20 protein-coding genes are annotated in these 20,204 nt (G+C 61.8%); 7 read left to right on the top strand and 13 right to left on the bottom strand.

Annotated elements, in window-relative coordinates; translation table 11 throughout:
• Positions 1-86: 86 nt before the first annotated feature.
• Both LAN70_18755 and LAN70_18750 read right to left on the bottom strand, forming a co-directional pair.
• Positions 87-665: a carbonic anhydrase gene (locus tag LAN70_18755; protein ID MBZ5513193.1), complete on the bottom strand. Its 579-nt coding sequence runs from the start codon at positions 663-665 to the stop codon at positions 87-89.
• Positions 662-3,172 carry a Smr/MutS family protein gene (locus tag LAN70_18750; protein MBZ5513192.1) on the bottom strand — a complete coding sequence of 837 codons (2,511 nt, stop codon included), beginning with the start codon at positions 3,170-3,172 and terminating at the stop codon, positions 662-664. Before LAN70_18750 ends, LAN70_18755 begins: the two co-directional genes overlap by 4 nt.
• A gap of 169 nt (positions 3,173-3,341) precedes the next feature.
• Here LAN70_18750 and LAN70_18745 point away from each other — a divergent pair, with 169 nt between their 5' ends.
• Positions 3,342-3,866 carry a polymer-forming cytoskeletal protein gene (locus tag LAN70_18745; GenBank protein ID MBZ5513191.1) on the top strand — a complete coding sequence of 175 codons (525 nt, stop codon included), beginning with the start codon at positions 3,342-3,344 and terminating at the stop codon, positions 3,864-3,866.
• Between the two features lie 245 nt (positions 3,867-4,111).
• Positions 4,112-5,167 (top strand): porphobilinogen synthase, encoded by a 1,056-nt coding sequence (gene hemB / locus LAN70_18740; protein MBZ5513190.1) that lies wholly within the window; start codon positions 4,112-4,114, stop codon positions 5,165-5,167.
• A 30-nt stretch (positions 5,168-5,197) separates the two neighbouring features.
• Here hemB and LAN70_18735 read toward each other — a convergent pair whose 3' ends face one another.
• The 5 genes from LAN70_18735 to LAN70_18715 form a co-directional block, all read right to left on the bottom strand.
• A complete protein-coding gene (locus tag LAN70_18735; GenBank protein MBZ5513189.1) occupies positions 5,198-5,578 on the bottom strand; it encodes a type II toxin-antitoxin system PemK/MazF family toxin in 381 nt (126 codons plus the stop codon).
• Positions 5,526-5,861 (bottom strand): CopG family transcriptional regulator, encoded by a 336-nt coding sequence (locus LAN70_18730; protein MBZ5513188.1) that lies wholly within the window; start codon positions 5,859-5,861, stop codon positions 5,526-5,528. The genes LAN70_18735 and LAN70_18730 overlap by 53 nt, the downstream gene beginning before the upstream one ends.
• Before the next feature lie 195 nt (positions 5,862-6,056).
• A complete protein-coding gene (locus LAN70_18725; protein ID MBZ5513187.1) occupies positions 6,057-7,124 on the bottom strand; it encodes a D-alanine--D-alanine ligase in 1,068 nt (355 codons plus the stop codon).
• 8 nt (positions 7,125-7,132) lie between these two features.
• A complete protein-coding gene (locus LAN70_18720) occupies positions 7,133-8,146 on the bottom strand; it encodes a putative zinc-binding metallopeptidase (protein MBZ5513186.1) in 1,014 nt (337 codons plus the stop codon).
• 12 nt (positions 8,147-8,158) lie between these two features.
• Positions 8,159-8,512, bottom strand: coding sequence for a hypothetical protein (locus LAN70_18715; GenBank protein MBZ5513185.1), 354 nt, complete (start codon positions 8,510-8,512; stop codon positions 8,159-8,161).
• A 301-nt stretch (positions 8,513-8,813) separates the two neighbouring features.
• On the opposite strand from LAN70_18715, the gene lpdA reads away from it, so the two are divergent.
• Together lpdA and lipB are read left to right on the top strand one after the other, a co-directional pair.
• Positions 8,814-10,235 carry a dihydrolipoyl dehydrogenase gene (gene lpdA, locus LAN70_18710; GenBank protein MBZ5513184.1) on the top strand — a complete coding sequence of 474 codons (1,422 nt, stop codon included), beginning with the start codon at positions 8,814-8,816 and terminating at the stop codon, positions 10,233-10,235.
• A gap of 78 nt (positions 10,236-10,313) precedes the next feature.
• On the top strand, positions 10,314-11,120 hold the full coding sequence (gene lipB / locus LAN70_18705) for a lipoyl(octanoyl) transferase LipB (protein ID MBZ5513183.1): 807 nt from the start codon (positions 10,314-10,316) through the stop codon (positions 11,118-11,120).
• Between the two features lie 263 nt (positions 11,121-11,383).
• Here the strand turns inward: lipB and LAN70_18700 are convergent, their stop codons facing one another.
• Together LAN70_18700 and LAN70_18695 are read right to left on the bottom strand one after the other, a co-directional pair.
• On the bottom strand, positions 11,384-12,478 hold the full coding sequence (locus LAN70_18700) for a hypothetical protein (protein ID MBZ5513182.1): 1,095 nt from the start codon (positions 12,476-12,478) through the stop codon (positions 11,384-11,386).
• Positions 12,479-12,647: 169 nt separating this feature from the next.
• Positions 12,648-12,827 (bottom strand): hypothetical protein, encoded by a 180-nt coding sequence (locus tag LAN70_18695; protein ID MBZ5513181.1) that lies wholly within the window; start codon positions 12,825-12,827, stop codon positions 12,648-12,650.
• Positions 12,828-13,591: 764 nt separating this feature from the next.
• On the opposite strand from LAN70_18695, the gene LAN70_18690 reads away from it, so the two are divergent.
• The 3 genes from LAN70_18690 (at position 13,592) to sucB (ending at position 17,836) form a co-directional block, all read left to right on the top strand.
• On the top strand, positions 13,592-14,881 hold the full coding sequence (locus LAN70_18690; GenBank protein MBZ5513180.1) for a thiamine pyrophosphate-dependent dehydrogenase E1 component subunit alpha: 1,290 nt from the start codon (positions 13,592-13,594) through the stop codon (positions 14,879-14,881).
• A 463-nt stretch (positions 14,882-15,344) separates the two neighbouring features.
• The gene (locus LAN70_18685) at positions 15,345-16,319 is read left to right on the top strand and encodes an alpha-ketoacid dehydrogenase subunit beta (GenBank protein MBZ5513179.1); all 975 of its coding nucleotides are present in this window, start codon (positions 15,345-15,347) and stop codon (positions 16,317-16,319) included.
• Between the two features lie 173 nt (positions 16,320-16,492).
• Positions 16,493-17,836, top strand: a complete 1,344-nt coding sequence (sucB, locus tag LAN70_18680) for a 2-oxoglutarate dehydrogenase, E2 component, dihydrolipoamide succinyltransferase (GenBank protein MBZ5513178.1) — start codon at positions 16,493-16,495, stop codon at positions 17,834-17,836.
• Positions 17,837-17,939: 103 nt separating this feature from the next.
• Here sucB and LAN70_18675 read toward each other — a convergent pair whose 3' ends face one another.
• From LAN70_18675 to LAN70_18660, 4 genes are all read right to left on the bottom strand, one after another.
• Complete coding sequence (locus LAN70_18675) at positions 17,940-18,200, bottom strand: hypothetical protein (GenBank protein ID MBZ5513177.1); 261 nt, start codon at positions 18,198-18,200, stop codon at positions 17,940-17,942.
• A complete protein-coding gene (locus tag LAN70_18670) occupies positions 18,197-18,718 on the bottom strand; it encodes a glucosaminidase domain-containing protein (protein ID MBZ5513176.1) in 522 nt (173 codons plus the stop codon). Before LAN70_18670 ends, LAN70_18675 begins: the two co-directional genes overlap by 4 nt.
• A gap of 4 nt (positions 18,719-18,722) precedes the next feature.
• On the bottom strand, positions 18,723-18,956 hold the full coding sequence (locus tag LAN70_18665; GenBank protein ID MBZ5513175.1) for a hypothetical protein: 234 nt from the start codon (positions 18,954-18,956) through the stop codon (positions 18,723-18,725).
• A gap of 34 nt (positions 18,957-18,990) precedes the next feature.
• Positions 18,991-20,204 (bottom strand): hypothetical protein (locus LAN70_18660; GenBank protein MBZ5513174.1); only part of this gene is annotated, 1,214 nt, incomplete at its 5' end.

Genomic DNA, 20,204 nt, shown 5'->3' with positions numbered 1-20,204 from the left:
CACAACAATTAACTGCATTAATTCTGTTGATTACCTGTGGAAAACTTGGCGATAACTTGCGGGAGCGTTGGAAAACCGGGCCGAAATTACAGCCGCTCCACCGTGCCGGTGTCAAGGTGGTAATAAGCGGTCACGATTGCAAAATCACCGCGACGCACGCGGTCGCGGAGGAGGTCGCTGCGGTCGAGCACAGCCTGCGCCACCGCGCGGGCGTCCTGTTTCTCGACGTTGCGCAGGGCATCCTGGCCGCCGCCGTCGATGCCGGCCGAGGCGCCGGAATTTCGGACTGCCTTGATGATTGCCTTAATGTTCGGCGAGCTGGCCTTGTCAATGGAGCACGCCGCCTCGACGGCTTTGCAATGCTGGTGGCCGATGACGATCAGCAAGCAGACACCCAGAAGATCGGCGGCGAATTCGAGGGAGCCGATCGCCAACTTGTCGGCGACGTTGCCGGCGACGCGCACCACGAACAAATCGCCGAGCCGCTGGTCGAAGATGATCTCCGGGGCGACACGGCTGTCGCAGCAAGCCAAGATCATTGCCTTGGGCTGCCGGGCCTGGGCCGCCGCTTCGCGTTCACGCTCCAGATCGCGCGGCTGCGGTTGCCCGCTGCGGAAGCGCTCGTTGCCGGCCATCAGGTCTCTCCAGATCTCTTCGGCAGTCATACTCGCAGCTCCACCACGGTCGCGCCGCCGCCGCCCTCTTGCTGCGGAGGCTCGGCGACGCTGGCGACGTGAGGATGCGACTTCAGATATTCGCGCAGCGCTTTCCGCAGAATGCCCATGCCGCTGCCGTGCACGATGCGGACCTTCGGCAGCCCGGCCAGGAAAGCACGGTCCACGAATTTTTCGACCTCGCGGGTGGCGTCATCCACGTTGCGGCCGATGACGTTGATCTCGGTCGGCGTGGTCAGGTCTTCTTTCTCCAGCGTGACGGAAACGCCGTGTGCGCGGGCGGCTCTGACGGGGTTATCGGCGGCGCGCGCGACTACCTCCGCGATGTCGTCCTGGCGAATCTTCATCGTCATCGCACCAACCGCGACCTCGTACTGGTCGTCGCCCACCCGGCGTTTCACCTGCCCGGTGCGCCCCAGTGATTTCAATTTTACCGTGTCGCCCTCCAGGACGCGCCCCACAACGTGGGGCTGCGCGTGCTGGTCCTCGCGGTCGGCGCCGGTGGTGTGGGCGACGACCGTCTGGTCGAACTGCTCGCGAAACTCGCGCCGCAGCTTGGCAATGCGCCGCTCCGCTTCTTTCGACAGCTTTTGCTGCGCGGCCCGGTCCTGCACCGCCTGCACCGCTTCGCGCGCGTGGTACTCGAAATCGCGCATCAGCGAGGCCAGCTTGTCGTCTAGTTCGCGAATGCGCCCGCGCTGCTCTTTCAAACCCTCGGCGGCGAGACGGTCCTTTTCGCGCTGCAGTTCCTGCTCGCGCGCTTGCAGGCGGCGGCGTTCGGTTTCGGCTTCACGCAGTTCGCCGTGGAGGCGGTCGAGAAATTTGCCGACGTCCTGCGCCTGCGCGCCGAGGCGGGAGCGCGCCGAGCGAATGATGGCCGGATTCAGGCCGAGCCGCTGCGCAATGTTGATGCCCGCCGAGGCCCCGGGCACGCCGACGCGCAGTTCGTAGGTCGGCTGCAGGGTCCGCTCATCGAAGCCGACGGCGGCATTGAGCACGCCCGGCGTATTCGCGCCATACACTTTCAGCGACGTGTGGTGGGTCGAGATCACGCTGGTGCAGCCGAGGCGGCGGAAGTGCTCGGCAATGGCGACCGCCAGCGCCGCGCCTTCCTCCGGATCGGTGGCGGCGCCAAGTTCGTCCAGCAGCACGAGCGAATCCGGCGTCGCGGTGCGCGAGATGAAATCAATGTTGGTGACGTGGGCGGAAAACGTCGAGAGGTTCTGCTCGATCGACTGGTAATCGCCGATATCGGCGAGCACGGCGTCGAACACCGGAAGCTCGGCGCGGTCCGCGGGCACGGGAATGCCCGACTGCGCCAGCAGCGCGAGCAGGCCGATGGTCTTGAGCGCAACCGTCTTGCCGCCGGTGTTGGGGCCGGTGACCACGAGCTGGCGGTGATCCTCCACTCCATCACGCGCAACATCCGGGCCGGCGTCAAGCTCGACCGTGATCGGCACCACGGACTGTGATTTCCCGCGCAGAGTGCGCTCCAGAAGAGGGTGGCGCGCGTCTTTCAAGAACAATTTGCCGGAGGTAAAAGTGACCGCCGCGCACCGGTAATCGTCGGCGAAACGGGCCTTGGCAAATTGCAGCTCGAGTTCGCCCAGCGCGTCGGTGGCGGCCTGGATGGCCCACGACTGCTCGGCCACGCGGCGCGTCATGTCCAGCAGAATGCGGTGGACCTCCTCCTGCTCCTCTTCCAGCAGGCGGACCAGTTCGTTGTTCTGCTCGATGGTTTCCAGCGGCTCGACGAACACCGTTTGCCCGCTGGAGCTGGCGCCGTGCACCACGCCCTGCACGCGCTTTTTCTGCTCCACCTTGACCGGGATCACGAAGCGCTCGCCGCGGATAGTGACCAGCTCTTCCTGCACCGCGCCGCCCTCGGCCAGCCGGCGCAGGTAGGCGTGCAGCGAGTCCTGGATAAGGCGCTTCTGCTTCTCGACCTCGCGGCGGACGCGCGCCAGTTCCGGCGAGGCGCGATCGTCCAGGGTGCCGTCGGGCAGGATCTTGTTGCGGAAGTAGCGAAGAAATTCCGTGAAGTCAGAAATCGCGGCCGAAAGTTCGGTTACCGCCGGCCAGGGATTCCCGGCATCGTCCGTCGCTTGCGCTGGCTCGCCCGGTTTCGGCGCACGCATCGCCGACGGCGGATTCTGCAAGGTATGCCGCCACTCGTCGGCGCGGTCCACCACCAGCACGATATCGCGCAATTGCACGGTTTCCAGCGCCGCGCCTTCAATGCGCGATTTTTCCACCAGCACTCCGGGATCAGTAAGGCCGGAAAAATCGAAGTGGCCGCCGGAGCGCAGGAAGCGCCGGACCTCGGCGGTGAGCTGCTGCTGGCGCTCGATCCACGCCCGGTCGGCGGTCGGCTGCAGCCGCTCCACCCGCGTTTTGCCCAGCGGCGACCAGGCATAGCCGCTCAGCATCGGGCGCAGCGCATCGAATTCCAGCACGCGCGCGCTGGTATGGCGCAGGGATTCCGGCATCCTCGACATGGTAAACGGTTTTGGCTCGCGAGGCACTGAAGGCCAATGACTCCCACCCCATCACGCGCGGCGCGTGACGGGGACCCCGGTCACGGGGCCATGGCCTATCGGCACCTGTGCTCGGGGGCCGGGCCGCGATATGAATTCAGAACGCCACGGTCCCCGGAGGCATTTACCTATGTGGAATGACAAGCCAACTTACCCTCCCAAGAGCTCGCCCACGCCCGAACCTCTGGCGGCAGTGCCGCGGCCTCATGAAACCTCGATGGCCGCGCGCGTCGCCACGCTGCCGCCGCAGAACGTTTCGGTGATCGGCAAGAGCCTCACCCTCACCGGCGACATCACCGGTTCCGAACCGCTGCACGTGGAAGGTCACGTGAAAGGCGCCATCCGCCTGGACACCTCCTACCTGAACATCGGCCCGGAAGCGACCGTGCAGTCCAACGTGGTCGCGCGCGAGGTTGTGGTGCGCGGGTCGGTGGTCGGCAACGTGAATGTCAGCGAGCGCATTGACATCCGCAACGGCGGCTCGCTGGTCGGCGACGTCACCGCGCACAGCGTCAGCATCGAGGAAGGCGCGTATTTCAAGGGCAGCATTGACATGCGGCGGGCGGAATCGGCGCGGCATAAGACGCCTGACATTCAGATTTCTTCCTCCCCCAAGCCGGTTGAGACGGAACACACGAACTCCGTTTCGGCGTAACTGCGAGTACCGAGTACCTGGTACCGAGCAGGACCTTGGTACTCGGTGCTGCGCAGCCGGCAACGAAAGCGCTACCGCCACAATGTCGACGGGTCACCACTGTCGGTGATCGCCATCACGCCGGCATAAATCATGCCTCGCGGGCATTCGGGCGCGATTCCGGGTGCTAGAATTCAGGAGTACCCCATCACGCGCAAAACCGGCGCGCGCTGGGGGCCCCGCCGTACTTTCATCGCGAGGTCGTTATGAGCTTTCCCATTCAGCGCCCGCGCCGCCTGCGCTCCAGCGACGCATTGCGTTCCTTTGTCCGGGAAACCCGCCTTACCCCCGAGGGCTTCATCTACCCGCTGTTCGTCTGCCCGGGCGAGGGTGTGCGCAAGGAAATCCGCTCCATGCCCGGCGTCTTCAACCTGTCGGTTGACGAGGCGGTGAAAGAGGCACGCCAGGTGAAGGCGCTCGGCATTCCGGCCGTCATCCTGTTCGGCCTGCCGGAAAAGAAGGACGAGATCGCCACCGGCGCCTGGGAAGATGACGGCATCGTGCAGCGCGCCACCCGGGCGATCAAGCGCGAGGTCCGCGAACTGATGGTGGTCGGCGACGTCTGCCTGTGCGAGTACATGAGCCACGGGCACTGCGGCATCGTGCAGCAGAAGGCGAGACCGGCGCACCAGGGCGCGCGCGTTGTGGTCACAAAGTCGGTGGGCGCGGCGGTCGAGCAGGCGCTGGCCGACGAGTTCGAGATCGTGAACGACGTTACCCTCGACATCCTGGCCAAGACGGCGGTTTCGCAGGCCAGGGCCGGCATGGACATCATTGCGCCCAGCGACATGATGGACGGGCGCGTGGCCGCGATTCGCAAGGGACTCGACGACAACGGCTTCACCAACACTCCCATCCTCAGCTACGCCGCCAAGTTCGCCAGCGGTTTCTACGGGCCGTTCCGCGAGGCCGCCGATTCCGCGCCGCAGTTCGGCGACCGGCGCAGCTACCAGATGGATCCCGCCAACCTCCGCGAGGCGCTGAAGGAAATCGAGCTTGACCTGGAGGAAGGCGCCGACATCATCATGGTCAAGCCGGCGCTGCCCTACCTGGACGTGATCCGCGCCGCTTACGAGCGCTGCAATGTGCCGGTGGCGGCCTACCAGGTCTCGGGCGAGTTTGCCATGATCGAAGCCGCCGCGCGCAATGGCTGGATCGATCGCGATCGCGTCATGCTGGAATCGCTGACCTCGATCCAGCGCGCCGGCGCCAGCATCATCCTCACCTACTTCGCCAAGGATGCGGCGAAGTTGCTGGCGTAGGGGAGGCAAAACTGACGTTCTGGCAGGGAATTACTTTAAGAACAGCGTCGTCTTAATAGCAGTGTCAATTTTCGCCATTTGGGTCGCGTCCAGCCTGCCGTAATAGTTTGTGAATCTCGACACTTCAATCGCCCGAATCTGCTCACCCTTCGCCATGCTGTCCTTCGTTAAACCGCCGCACTGCTTTGCCAGGAATACGTGACTTGGGTATTGCTTTTTTACGTTCGCAGCGTCAGTCGTAGGGACTACCACCACCACCGGACTGTTGGCGTTGATCGAGTCCCTACTGACGACGATGACAGGTCTAGTCCCTGCTTGCTCGCTGCCTTTTGTCGGATCCAGTGCGGCTTCAAAAACGTCACCGCGAGTGGGCTTTGGCAGCTGTTTGGGGTTGGTGGGTGTCTTGCTCATCCTGTTTCTCGGTTGCCATAAATGCAGCCCAATCACTGTGGGCAAACTCTCGCGCCATAGTGACGGTATCACGCTGATAGTCGGGATCGGTTGCCATCCCGGCAAATGCCGCGTCGATCTCCTCTTCTGACAGGTCCTGGAGCTTCTCCTTGACGGCCTCGACTACCAGCTCGTTCAGGCTTCCGACATCGTTTCTCGCCTTGACAACCCTCCGAGCTTGCTCATACAGGCCGGTAGGCATGCGAATTGTCGTGATCTGATACTTCTTCGCTGGTGTTGGCATATCGTTCTCAATACTATCACAGTTACTGTGCCTTATTCCACTGTTTGCAACATCGTTATCCGATAGCAGCTATGATATAGAAATTGATGTGGACCGCTCTGCCATCAAGATGCCGGCCACGCGCTGTTCGCGGACGGGTCGGAGCGGTTCAACCTGGTGGTGCAGCGATTCCTCGAGGGTGCGCGGGCCAGGTAACTACGTCGCCGTTTCGGCTTTGCTCCTGAGCTTGCAGCGCGTAGCTGCCAGCTCCACGATCTCGCCGATCAGTTGCGTGTAGGTTCTGCCGGACTTGCGCGCGGCCATGGCGAATTCCTGCGCGCTGGAAAGCCAGGGATTGGGATTGGCCTCGATCACGTACACGTCGCCCTTGGGCGAGAGCCGCATGTCAATACGCCCGTAATCCCGAAGCTTGCACGCGCGGTACGCGTTGAGCGCGGTCTGGGTCAGCCGCTCGGTGGTTGCCTCATCCAGGTCTTCGGCGGGCGCGGACTTGGTGAGCTTGTACGCCTCGGTGTCTTTTTCGAACTTCACGTTCTGGGTGGCAATGCGCGGCACGCCCTTGGGCAGCTTGGAAAGATCCAGTTCCACCAGCGGCAGCGCCTCGGCGCGCTCATAGCTGCCGAGCACCGCGCCGTAAATTTCGCGGCCTTCGATGTACTCCTCGATCAGCGCCGGGCAGTCGAACTCTTCCTGGACGTACTCGATCCGCTCCATCAGTTCCTTCACGCTGCCGACCAGCGCCTTGTCGTCAATCCCGATGGAGCCGTCTTCCCACATCGGCTTCACGATCAACGGAAAGGAGACGTCGTCGGCATGCTCGGTGCGGCCTTTCCAGGCGGTCGCGAAGTAGGGCGTCCGAATTCCGTGGAAGGCAAAAAGTTTCTTGGCCACCGCCTTGTCCTGCGCCAGGAAAAGGCCGTGCGGCCCGGAACCGGTGTAGGGAAGGTCCAGCAGGTCAAGGTAGGCGGTGATGTTCATGTCCTTGGTGTCGTCGCCGGCGAACGATTCGGTGAGATTGAACACCAGGTCGGCGCCGCATTTGGCCAGCGCCGACAGCGACGCCGGCCGTCCGTCCACCACCTGGTAGAAGGGCTCGTGGCCGAGCTTCTCCAGCGCCTCGAAGATCTCTTCGCGGTCGTGTTTCTCCTTGCGGCGCGGCTTGGCGCCTTTCTTGCGCCGTACCCGCTTCTCGACTGCTGGTTCCGCGGACTCTTCTTCCCACACGTCGTAGAGCACCGCGATCTTCAACTTGGCTCCGTTCATAACTGCCTCTACGGCTGCGCGAACTTTCCGCGCGCCAGGTAATTCATCGCCAGGGCGGTTGCGTACACCGTGATGTCGGTCAGGTGTTCGGCCTCGCGTGCCACTTCCACCCGCAGCGCCAGTTGCTCCACCCTCGCTTGTATCGATTCTACGAGTTTCTTGATGATCGGCCGCCGCACCCCCGACCAGTATGTCACCTTGTCGGTCAGCAGCTTGCGATGCTCGCGCAGAAACTCGGCGGCGCTGCGCACGCCTTTGCGCTTGCGCTTCGACGCAATGAAGATGTCGATCAGATCTGAATCCAGCGCGAGGTCGGAAAAGGAGTTTTCGTCGGCCATCATCTGCTGGTAGAAATCGCCGACCGTAGCCCGCATGTCCGCCACGGTTATGTCGGTGTCGCCCTTCGCGCGCAGCGGCGGCGTGTCGCCCAGCTTGTGCGCGATCCGGTTCATGTACTTCAGCTTCGCCAGCGCCGGCCAGCCGCGATAGCGGGTGCGCCAGCGCGACCCCGGCGTCAGCCAGACGGCAAAGGTCTCGGCAAAGTCTTCATCGGGATGCTTCTGCGCGTACCAGCCCGCCATATGGCGCACATAGCTGCGCGAGAAGGGAACCGGCCGGTAATTGTCGCGATAGGCGCGCCGGAACGAGCCGAACAGCTGCCGCCACTCCGGCGTCTTGTAAAGCTGGTAGGCGTAGTTGAAGGCGTGGCCCGCTTCGTGGCGCAGGTACATCATGATCTCGCGCGCGTCCTCGAGATCGTTCATCTCCCGTTCCAGTTTGGATAGCTGCGGGTTGGCGAGGTAGAACGGGATGCCGACCACCGGCTCGCCCGATGGACATCCCCACTCGTCGGTCAGGTAACACGGCGGGCGAAACTGCTTCAGCCCTTTGCGTTCGCACTCGCCATAGAGTTGCTGGACGAAGCGCTCCAGCGGCGAGCCGTCGAGGCGCAGGCCGAGGTCGCAAATTGGCTTGTTGAGTATTTCCTGTACGTCCGCCGGAGCTGTTTCAAACGCACGCACAAGATTTTTGCGCTAGACGGCGACCGGCTGGGCCACCACCTGCGCAATCGCCTCCAGCAATGCCCGTTCACCCAGGCGCGAATCCAGCGAGACGTCCACGGCCGGATGGCGTCCGCTGGCATGCAGCACGATCACACTCGCCGCCGGGTTGCCCTTCTTCACCATGTACGGCAGGTGATGGCGGTCATCGCGCGTCAGCGTGTGGCCGAGGATCGCGATATCGAACCCGCCTGCCTTTACTGCCGCTTCCATGGCCTTTCGGCCCTCGATGGGTACCACCGCATAGCCTGCCTGGTTGAACAGCTTGGTCTGTGTGGACAGAACTTTAGCATCGGCTTCGCAATACAAAATCGCCGTCTTGCTCATCTACAACCTCCCACCCACACAGAACCTGGTGCAAGTGTAGCCACATTGGGGCGGCGGTTTCGAGATAACGGCAGGTCAGCTACTTACGATGTTGGTTCGGGGAAGAGTCGATGGCCGATGGTCGATGGTCGTTGGCCGCCGAACCTCTGAATTGCCAGTAGTCACGAGTCCGCGTGAAATCCGTTCCTGGCGTTCAGCGTGCGGCTCATCGTGGCCGCACTCCTTCGCGAATCGTAATACCGTGTCGTAAAATCCTTGGTTTGCGGTTCCGCTCAAATTCCTGGTAGTACGGAGACTCGACGTGGCAGACAAGATTTATGACGTAGCCATCATCGGCAGCGGCCCGGCCGGCTATACCGCAGCCATCCGCGCCGGGCAGTTCGGACTGAAAGTCGCCCTCATCGAGAAGGACAACAAACTCGGCGGCACTTGCCTGCACGTGGGCTGCATCCCCACCAAGGCGCTGCTGTTCAATGCCGAGGTCTGGGACCACCTCAAGGCGGCGCAGGAATTCGGCATCGAAGACGTGGGCACGCCCAAGCTGAACTGGGGCACGATCCAGCAACGTAAGAACAAGATCGTGACCAAGCACGCCAAGGGCCTGGAATTCCTGATGCGCAAGAATAAGGTTGAGACCCTCACCGGCTTCGGCCGCCTGACCGGCCCGGCGAAGAACGGCGTGCTCGAAGTTGAGCTGGATACCGGTGCGGCTGGCGGGCGCAGCGTCGTAAAAGCGAAAAACGTGATTGTCGCCACCGGCTCGGGCGCGCGCATGCTTCCCGGCACGGCGCCGGACGACCGCATTCTTACCAACATCGAGATTCTCAGCCTGGGCGCGATTCCCAAGTCGCTGATCATTGTCGGCTCGGGCGCCGTCGGCGTGGAGTTCGCCTCCATCTACAACTCCTTCGGCGCCGACTGCACCGTCCTTGAAATGCTGCCGCGGATCGTGCCCTTGGAAGATGAGGACATTTCCAAAGAGCTCGACCGCGCATTTCGCAAGCGCGACATCAAGACCCACGTGAACGCTTCGGTAAGCAAGGTGGACAAGACGAAAGACGGCGTGTCGGTCACGTTCGAGGTGGGAGGAAAAGCGCAGACAGTCGAGGCCGAAAAGGTGCTGATCGCCGTCGGCCGCAAGCCGCTCACCGACAATATCGGCCTGGAGAAGACAAAGATCAAGGTCGAGCGCGGCTTCATCCACGCCGATGGCTGGATGCAAACCGCCGAACCGGGCATTTATGCCGCCGGCGACATCGTGGCCGGCATGCCGCAACTGGCGCACGCCGGATTTATTGCGGCCAAGGTCGCGGTGGCGCACATGGCCAAGAAAAACGCCAAGCCGATCGATCGCAGCCGCATTCCCGCCTGCACCTACTGTCATCCCGAGATCGGCAGCGTCGGCATGACCGAGGCGGCCGCCAAACAAGCGGGGCGGCAGGTGAAGCTGGGGAAATTCCCGTTCACCGCCAACTCGCGCGCATCCATCGTCGGAGCGCATGAGGGGTTTATCAAAGTCGTCTCCGACGCCAAGTACGGGGAGATCCTCGGTGTGCACATCATCGGGCCGTCGGCGACCGAGCTGATCGCCGAAGCGGTGGTGTCCATGGAAATGGAAGCCACGGTCGAGGACCTGATGTACACCATTCACGCCCACCCGACACTCTCCGAGGGCATGCTGGACGCAATGGAAAGCGTGGAAGGTCTGGCGATAGACTTTTAGCCGCTGAGGACACAGAGGATTCTTGCTTATCCGTTTGCTTGCCCCCATTTCCTCTGTGACCTCTGTGGCTAGTTTCTTATGATTATTTCCGTCGTCCAACTCGGAACCCTGGATTACGCCACCGCGCTGCGCTTGCAGCAGCGGCTGGTCGAGCTGCGCAAGAACAACGAGATTGCCAACGTTCTGCTGTTGCTGGAGCACACGCCGGTGATCACGTTGGGGCGCAACGCACGGCGGAACAACGTGCTCGCCTCCGATGAATTGCTGAAGCAGCGTGGTGTCGAGCTGTTCGAGTGCGACCGCGGCGGCGACGTCACCTACCACGGGCCGGGGCAACTGGTCGGCTACCCGATCTTCGATCTGCGCAGCTTTCTCGGCCCGGACGGGCAGAAGAAAACGCTGGGCGCGGTGGATTATGTGCGGCGGCTGGAAGAAGCGCTGGTCCGCACCTGCGCCGATTTCGGCATCCCGACCGAGCGAGTGGCCGGCATGACCGGAGTTTGGACGCAGATCAATGTGGCGCGGGCGCCCTCGCCCGCGGAGTCGCAAGCCAAGATCGCCGCCATCGGCGTGCACATTTCGCGCGGCGTCACGTCGCACGGCTTCGCGCTGAACGTGAACACCGATCTCGAGAATTTCAATCTCATTGTCCCCTGCGGCATCTCGACCAGGCCGGTCACCTCCCTTCAGCGGGCGCTGGGGCGTGCGATTGCGCTCGACGAAGTCGCGCAGTCGGTGGCGCGCAACTTCGGGCGCGTATTCAATTCGCAGATCGTCTGGGTGGATTCGCTTGATGCCCTGCTTGGCCGTTCGGTCGGTGTCCCTGCGCGTGCGCCGGAAGAGCTGCGCAAGATGGCGGGCGAAGAAGACACCTTCTGGACCTAGGCACATCAGCCGTCCCTACGGGACTCCCATCTGACTGTCGTTGAACCCGGCAGTAAACTGCCGGGCTACTTTCATTCCGTCCCGTACGGGACGGCGTGAGAACAGCCCGCTGCTTCAGTGGCAGGAGGCGACGGCAAATGCGTCCGAGACACCTCTGCAAGAAACTCGTTAGTGCTCTTCTCGAATAAGTCGATCCGGCCGTCGCCAATCTGCGACACAACTCTGTAGACTTCATCGTTTAGAATCTCAGGCATGCACAACCCTCACAGTTTCAAGATCATTTGCCCTAGAAGCTGGCAGAATGGATGAAGTAGCGCGGTAATTTCTGTCTTCTCTTCTTCAGTTCGCCCGAACACAAACGGCTTGTTCGCTTCTACGTTTACTATGCCAAGGCGCTTGCCGCTAACGCGGATGTTAAGTGAACCAAAACTCTTGAACGACTTTCCCTCAAAATAAGCTCGTAATTCTTCTACTACTGTCTTTGGCAGATTTCGTGGGTACTTAAAGTGGTCTAGGTCGTCGATTACGATCGTTTCATTGAGTAAGAACGCGAGTGGGGCTCCAGGCAGGGACTTACGATCGGATTTGTGTTCGCGTCTTTCTTCCACTGGAAGTACGAAGTCCTCTCTACCTTTATCGTCTGCATATTCCTCAAGTGCCAAGAACCACGGATATCGGTCCAAGCTGCCGAAAGTAAATTTGAGTCTCCCTTTCAGTTCTGGCAGTGCAGTCTTTGGATACGCTCGCATATAATTGCAATTCACCTCAAGGCCATCCACATGGGCGTTGTGCTCGCGAACGGCACCTTGAATTGAACGAAGGACCTGAACGATGACTTCTCTCTTGCTGGTTAGGTCTTCAGAAACTACATACACAGCCGCCATCGTGGCGGCAACTTGTTTTCCGTAGTTATGGAGAAATCTTCTGCGTGCGAGGTTGTGTTTGCTCTCCAACGCTTTCTCGTATCTTTGGCGCTGGATTCGAGCCCCATGCAAGAAATAATCCAACACAGGCGTAAATGGCGGCGACGGGTAGTTCTGACGATCGAATAGTCGCAAAAACAAGAACTTCAAGAAAATGGCCATGCCCCAGGCGACCACGACAACGACGGCTAACGTTAGGAACCCGATGACATAAACTAGCAGAACCTGTTGCTTTTCGATGCTTGGGTCTATGGCCTTCAGATCCCCAATAAACAAGGCGAAAGCGCCCACAATAACCCAGATGAAGTTCTTGACTCGGGGGGAATCCTTTAGATCCGTCTCTTCGAAGGAACCTCGCCAGCCATCAAATGCATAGAAGATGCCTAAGGCTGCGCCGATCAGAAAAGCGAGAAGTTCGAACTTTCCTTGAAGCATCCGACTCTCTTGACCGCACACTCGAAAAGGCAGCGAAGCGCCGAGAGTGCAACCAAAATAGGTATATGAGGTCTTGAAGGCAGGGAGATTACCACACAGAACACACGTTCAACAAGAGTTCTTGTTAGTTGTTCTAGATCCAGAACAAGAAATGCGCTCGGGGGATGAACTACTTGCCGGAACCGGAGCGGACAAATTCATCAGTGGTCGTTTTCAGCAATTCCAAATTGCCGCCGTCGATCTCTACAACATCTCTGTAGACATCATCGCGCAATATTTCTGGAGACGATGAATCGTCCGTTTCGGTTAGAGCGTCGACGTCAACCGGGATTGCAGCCTGAGCGTTCATCTTCGTCTCCAACTTCCGTCGATCAATATTTTGACCGGGGAACCATACTGATTTCGACACCTGAAGTCAACCGACGGGTGCAATATTAGTTCGGTCTCCATTGAGGATCAACGTCCCAAAAGTACAGTGAACCAAAAGCAGCACGACTCTTGCCAAAAAGCCAACTGGGGCTAAAGCAAGGCAAAGCCTTGGGCAATCACCATGATCCGACATAAACGGCGGTCCCGCAGCTAAAGCCCTTGGTCGTTGACAGAGGAAAATCTTTGCGCACAGTGGAAATTCTGTTCTCCCTCTGCCCAAATTCTTCTGGCCTTTATGATACACGTTCCCGCTGAAATGCTGTCTTTTCGGTCCCCGCGCGGGGCATAGCACGCGCGGAAACTTGATGCCCGCGCCCCACGCCCCGCCCGCCCGCACGACAACCCGCGCGCGCGCACACCAGCGCCGACCTCCGCCCCGCCCGCACGCGCCCGCTCGCGTTTATCGCTATTCACTGAGTAGCACACATATGTTTACTGCAAGGATAAGGGTGTAGGAATTTCCCCGCGCCAATAGCTATCCCCGGCTCCCATCTGACTGTCGTGAATCCGGCAGTAAACTGCCGGGCTACTTTCATTCCGTCCCGTACGGGACGGCGTGAAAATAGCCCGCCACTCCAGTGGCGGGACATGACGGCAAATTCGTACGAGTCCCGTAGGGACGGCTGAAATCCTGCCCGCAGTGTGCCATTTCGTTGGGCGGTGCAATAATGTCCGCTCACGGTCATGGCCAAGAAACGTTCCGGCAAATCTAACAATTCCGGAAAGCAGGCGAGCGCGCTCCAGCACTCGGACGTCGCGCGCGCCTCTGACCAGCGCTGCTACACCATTCCCGACTGGCGGCTGGAGAAGCCGGATTTCAAAATCGAACAAGTGCGCGAGGGCGACGAGGTCCACTACATCGTTCATGGCGACCTCAGCCAGCCGGCGCCGCCGATCCGCGAATCGAAATATCTTTCGCGCCAGCAGCACATCGAAATCTACCGCTGGATGCTGCTCAACCGGCGCATGGAAACGGCGCTGGAAAATCTCTACAAGCAGGGCAAAGTAGTCGGCGGGGTGTACTTCGGGCTGGGGCAGGAGGCGTGCTCGTGCGCCTCGACGTTCGCGCTGAAAAAAGACGAGTGGATGGGCCCGATGATCCGCAACCAGGGCTCGCTGCTGGTCAAGGGGTTCTCCGCGCGCGACATCATGATGCAGTACATGGCCAAGGCGGGCTCGCCCACGTTCGGCAAGGACGCCAGCTCGCACTTCGGCGACATCCGCGAGCGCAACACCGTGGCGCCCATCTCTACCCTCGGCGACCTGATTCCCGTGCTCACCGGCGTGGCGCTGGGCGCGCGCCTGCAAGGGTGCAATATCGCGGTCATGACCTACGTCGGCGATGGCGGGCAGTCTACCGGCGTCACCTACGAGGGGCTGAATTTTGCCGCCGTGCAGAGGCTCGGGCTGGTGCTGTTTGTCGAAAACAATATCTGGGCGTACTCCACGCCAACCGACGAGCAGTTCCTCGTGAAGGACCTGGCGGAGCGCGCGATTGCCTACGGCATTCCGGGCGTGATCGTGGACGGCACCGACGCCTGCCAGGTGTACGACGCGGCGCATGAGGCCTGCGAGCGCGCCCGCCGCGGCGAGGGCCCGACGCTGATCGAGGCCAAGATGATGCGCATGAAGGGCCACGCCATCCACGACGCGGCGCAGTACGTGCCGCGCCCGCTGTTCGAGTACTGGACGCGGCGCGACCCGATTGCGCGCTTCGAAAATTACCTGGTCAACGCCAAGAAGTGGCTCACGCGCGAGGAAAACGAAAAACTGATTGCGGAGGTCGAGCGCCAGTTGGACGAAGACCGCGAATTCGCGGTGAATTCACCGATGCCCGACCCCGCGACGACGCCGCTCGAGGTGTGGTGCGAGGGCTGCCACGAGGTGAAGCTGAAGTACGCGGTGCCGCAGTATCCGAACGAAAAGAAATCCGCCGGACGCAAGCATGTCGAGGCGGCGGGACATTTGAAATAGCCTTGAGAAACGCCATGTCGCTTTTTACAGTCTTTTGCGAATACAAAGGCGGCACGTACATCCGTCAGGTGCGTGCTCCGTCGGCTTCTGCCGCCGTCGAAAAATGGTTAACTGATCTCCGGCCCGGAGACATTCGCGGAATCAGCACAAAAACTCGAGAGTCGATGCTTGCGTCGATCACTGACATGAGCTCGATGCCGGTCGTACCTATCAGCGCATGCGACGGAGTGTGGTGTTGGTCCGCAAATAATGTCCTGATTCATTTAGTTAACACGTATGACCCAGCACGCGGTAGGCGCTTAAGAGATCATCGGCGAAGAGTTGAAGTTGCCGAGGATCGACAAGATTTGCGGGCTGTTCGGCGCGCTCGACGCGAATCGAAACGAGTCCTGATCCGCGTTGATCCGCGTTAATCCGCGGTTGTGGTTTTCGGCTACTGAAACCGAAACTGAAACTGAAACTCATGCCAGAAGTCACTTATCTCGAAGCCATTCGCCAGGGGATCTGGGAGGAGATGGAGCGCGATCCCAGCGTCTTCTGCATCGGCGAGGACATCGGCGTTTACGGCGGCGCGTTCAAGGTCACCGAAGGCTTTGTCGACCGCTTCGGGCCGGAGCGCATCATTGACACGCCGATTGCCGAGTCGGCCATCGTGGGCGCGGCCTTCGGCGCGTCGCTCACCGGAATGCGGCCCGTCGCCGAATTCCAGTTCATGGACTTCATCGGCTGCGCCTTCAACCAGATCGTCAACATGGTCGCCAAGGCGCATTTTCGCTGGGGCGCGCCGGCGCCGCTGGTCTTACGCGGGCCCTCCGGCGGCGGCGTGCATGGCGGGCCGTTCCATTCGCAGAATCCCGAGGCGTGGTTTGTGCACGTGCCGGGGCTGAAGGTGGTCTGCCCGGCGACGGCCTATGACGCCAAGGGGCTGATCAAGTCGGCGATCCGCGATAACAATCCCGTCATATTTTTCGAGCACAAATTTCTCTACCGGCGCATCAAAGAAGAGCTGCCCGAAGGCGATTACACGGTCCCGCTCGGCCAAGCTCGCGTGGCGCGCCAAGGGCGGCACGTTTCCGTGATCACCTACGCGGCCATGGTGCATACGGCGCTGGAAGCCGCGGAAACATTGGCGAAAGAAGGCATCGAACTGGAAGTGGTGGACCTGCGCACGCTGCTACCGCTGGACCGCGAAGCGATTGCGGCGACGGTCAAGAAGACCAACCGCGCCATCATCCTGCACGAAGATGTTCGCACCGGCGGCATCGCAGGCGAGGTGGCGGCCATCATTAATGAAGAGGCGTTCGACTGGCTGGACGCGCCCATCGTGCGCATCACCTCGAGGGACACGCCGGTGCCGTTCTCGCCGCCGTTGGAGGCATGGTTTCTGCCGAATGCCGCCGATGTCGCGCGCGAGGCGCGAAGGCTGATGGCGTATTAGTCTTCAGTCGTCGGTCGTCAGTCTTCAGGAAAACGGATCTGCGCGTTGCCTGGCGACTGAAGACCGAAGACTGAAGACTGAAGACTGAAGACTTATAATGTCCGGTTGCGGATGGGGTGTCCGCGCGCCCTGTAGCGGTGATCCCGCTCTGATTTTGCGAAAGAAGGACGACGATGCCGACTGACGTTGTCATGCCCCAGATGGGGGAATCGATTTTTGAAGGCACCATCACCAAGTGGCTGAAGAAGCCGGGCGATAAGGTGTCGCGTGACGAACCGCTGTTTGAAATTTCCACCGACAAGGTTGATGCCGAGATTCCGTCGCCGACGGCGGGCGTGTTGAAGGAGATCAAGGTTCCCGAAGGCACGACCGTGCAAGTGAACACGGTGGTGGGGACGATCGCCGCCGAGGGCGAAGCTGCGGGCGCGCCCGCCGCAGCGCCGCAACCCCAGGCCGCCGCGCCGGCAACTGCGAAACCCGAAGCCGCGCAGCGCGCGCCGGAGCCCGCGAAAACCGCCGCGAAGACAACCGCCGGCGAAGAGCAGGAGGACGAGTCCACGGTCCTGCAATTCCCGCACGGGCAGGGCGAAGAAGGCGAACGGATACGGTCGTCGCCGCTGGTGCGCCGCATCGCGCGCGAGAACAGCATTGATCTGAACCAGGTGCAGGGCACCGGCCTCGGCGGACGGATCACGAAGGAAGACATCGTCCGCTTCGTCGAGCACCCCGCCCAACGCCCGGCGGCGAGCGCGCCGGCGTACCAGCCCGGATCCGCGGCCCCGGCGATGCCGTCGCAGCAGCCCATCGCCATTCCCGGCGAAGTGATGCCGATGTCGGCGATGCGTAAGAAAATCGCGGAGCGCATGGTGCAGTCGAAGCGCACCAGCGCGCACGTGCACAGCGTTTTTGAAGTGGACCTGTCGCGCGTCATGGCCATCCGGCAGCGCGAGAAGGCGAGCTTTGAACAGCGCACGGGCACGCGGCTGACGATGATGCCGTTCTTCTGCCGGGCAGCCATCGAAAGCATCCGCAACTGGCCGATCGTCAACGCGTCGGTCGAGGGCGACAACCTCCATTACCACCGCAACGTGAACCTCGGCATCGCGGTGGCGCTGGATTGGGGGCTGATCGTGCCGGTGATCAAGCGCGCCGAGGAACTGAATTTTCTCGGCATCCAGCGGGCGATCATCGATCTCGCCGAGCGCGCGCGCAGCAAGAAGCTGCTGCCCGATGAGGTCGCGGGCGGCACCTTTACGGTCACCAATCCCGGCAGCTACGGGCAGATGTTCGGATTGCCCATCATCATGCAACCGCAGGTAGCGATTCTGGGCGTCGGCTCGATCAAGAAACAACCGGTGGTGATCAGCGACGAGAACGCCGGCGATTCCATCGCGATACGATCCATCTGCCACATCATTCTCGGCTACGATCACCGCGTGATCGACGGCGCGGTGGGCGACCAGTTCCTGCGCGACGTAGCCAGGTACCTGGAAAACTGGAACGAGCCGCTGGGGTAGGCGCCAGTCCTCAGTCTTCGGTCGCCAGTCGTCAGTCGTCAGCGAAAAAAGACCGCCCGAGAAGTGGCCTGAAGACTGACGACTGGACACTGAAGACTGAAGACTATTTCGTTTTCGCCCAAGCGGAGGCGTTCAGGCACTGCACGGTGCCGTCGATGATCTGGCCGAGACCGCCGCGGAAGTTCTCCACGTCGACAATGTCTTTCTTGCTCACGGCTTCGGTGATGGCGAGCGCCGAGGCCACGAAGTTGAGCGCGGCTTCCTTCTTGTCGCTGCCCGCTTTGCTGCCAAACAGGCTTTCCACGCCTTGCACGACAGCGGGCACGAAGGCGATACCGCGCAGAAGAGTTGCCAGGAAATTCATGGTTGCTCCTTGCATGAAGAATCGGGTGTTGTGGAATTGGGTGACCCGGTGATCGGGTGATCGGGCGATCTGGAATCAAGTTCGTTAAGGCGGTTGTCTCGGTACACGCGCAGCAGTTTGTCCGCGTAATGGGAGTCCGTGGCCCAGTGAGCGGCCAGGGCACGCGCGAAGGCTTCCGGATCGCCGCCGCAGGCGCGGGCTCCGGCGTAGCACTGCGCCGTAGCGATGAGGCGGTCGCGGTCCGCAAAACAATCTTCCATCGAGTCGTAGCGCGCGAATTCCGCGCTGACGCGCACATCGCGGCCGTTCACATGTTCCAGCGTCGGGTAAGCGACGCGCGCGTGATCGCCGTGCGCTTTGATGCCGAAGTAGTTGTGGGCATCCCGGCTGAGCCGGGACTGTCCCCAGTTGCTCTCCAGGGCTGCTTGCGCGACAGTGATCCCGGGCGGAAATCGGCTGGTGCGAGAGCAGGCGAGGGCTGCGCGGGTGGCGGCAGCCAGAAATTCTTCCTTGGTCATCGGGTCACCGCATCCGGAAATAAGTCAGGCCGACGTGAAGCAGCGTGAGCAGGCCGGCAAGCAGGCCACCGATGCCGGTGAAACGCTGCACAACGCGCTCGTGGCGTTCCACGCGGGCGGTAAGTTCCTGGATGCAGCCGGGCTTGCCGTTGCCCAGCAGCCATCGCATGTTGGTTTTGATTTCGGCAAGGTCTGCCAGCACCTGGCGCTCGAAATCGGTTACGACGATTTCATGCATACATGAGTCCTGTGGGTAAGTGTCGGGCCGAAAGCTACAAGGGATAGTCCACGTGCAGCAGCACGGAGTCGCGCGAGTAGCGCGGCGGCGCCGAGCCGTCGTAGGGACGGAGATAAAAGTCCTGCACGCGCGAAAGGCGCGCCAGGTACGCGATTTGGCCGGTATAGCGGCCGATGAGGTTGCGGTCGTTGTCGGGGCCCCAGCCGGCATCGCTGCGGCGCACTTCGAGCCCGCCCCCGGGGGGCGGATCGGCATGCGTGTCGATCATGACCGAGGTCGAAGTGACGTCAATCACCTCGGCCTCGGTCAGCGGCGGTAGCAGGGCGCCATTGGCGGGGGCGGTTGCAGCTTGTTCGGGAACGGCGGCGTTGGCGGCCGTCCCGAATTCGAAGGCGAGGGGCGCGGCGGAGTCGTTGGCAAACTTGATGACGTAGCGGGCGTTGTCGCCGGCGAGGTCAGTGGCCTCGATCTCTACCTCGCGCACGATCGCGCGGAAATTAGCCGCACGCGAAGGGACGTTGACGGCAAGCGCATCGCCGGGCACAACGTCGGACGCGCCGCCCGGGAGGAAGCCGCTCCAGGCGGCATACTCGCCCGACCAGGCCGGCAGCGTGCTGTCGTCGAGAAACGCCAGCGCGGCCTGTTCGCAATCATCGGTGGTACGGGCGGGCGGAGCGGCCAACGAGATTACCTGCCCGCGCACGCCGTCGTCCGTCCCCGCGGTGTTGGCGGCGATGCTGGCGGGATCACAAACGCGCGCGACGGCACGTCCCGACGAGCGGTAGCTGACGATGATCTTCTCGTTCGCGGCCGGCACATTGGCGGAGAAGAACGAGAGTTCCCCCGTGCTGTAGACGCCGCACTCGGCGCCGTCGGAGAGCGCGCCCACGAGCCGGGTACGATAACTGCCTGCCAGCTTGCAGCTTCGGACCTCGGCATCGACCGCGCGCAAGATGCGGGTGAAAGCGACCGACGCATGCAGCCCTGCGCCGGCCGCGCTATTCATCAGCGCGTAGGCGCAGTAATCCGGCGCGGCGGGCAGGGAGTCGTCGAATAGCACCGTGGATGCCGCCACGATGGTGGGCGGATTGTTGGGATCGATGTCGTGCACTTCCAGGACGACGCGCACCGCGGAAACGTTCGCTGCGCCGCCGCGCCCCGCGCCGGCCGGATGCGGCGAGGAATGAAACGTCTGGCCCCGGCGATAAATCTCCGGGGCGGAAATGCGGGTGGTCAGCACGTAACGAT

It is taken from the genome of Terriglobia bacterium, from assembly GCA_020072845.1.
In the GTDB taxonomy this organism is placed as follows: Bacteria; Acidobacteriota; Terriglobia; order Terriglobales; family Acidobacteriaceae; genus JAIQGF01.
The sequence above is the reverse complement of the archived record's forward strand: the minus strand, read 5'-3'. Positions and strand labels throughout refer to the sequence as shown.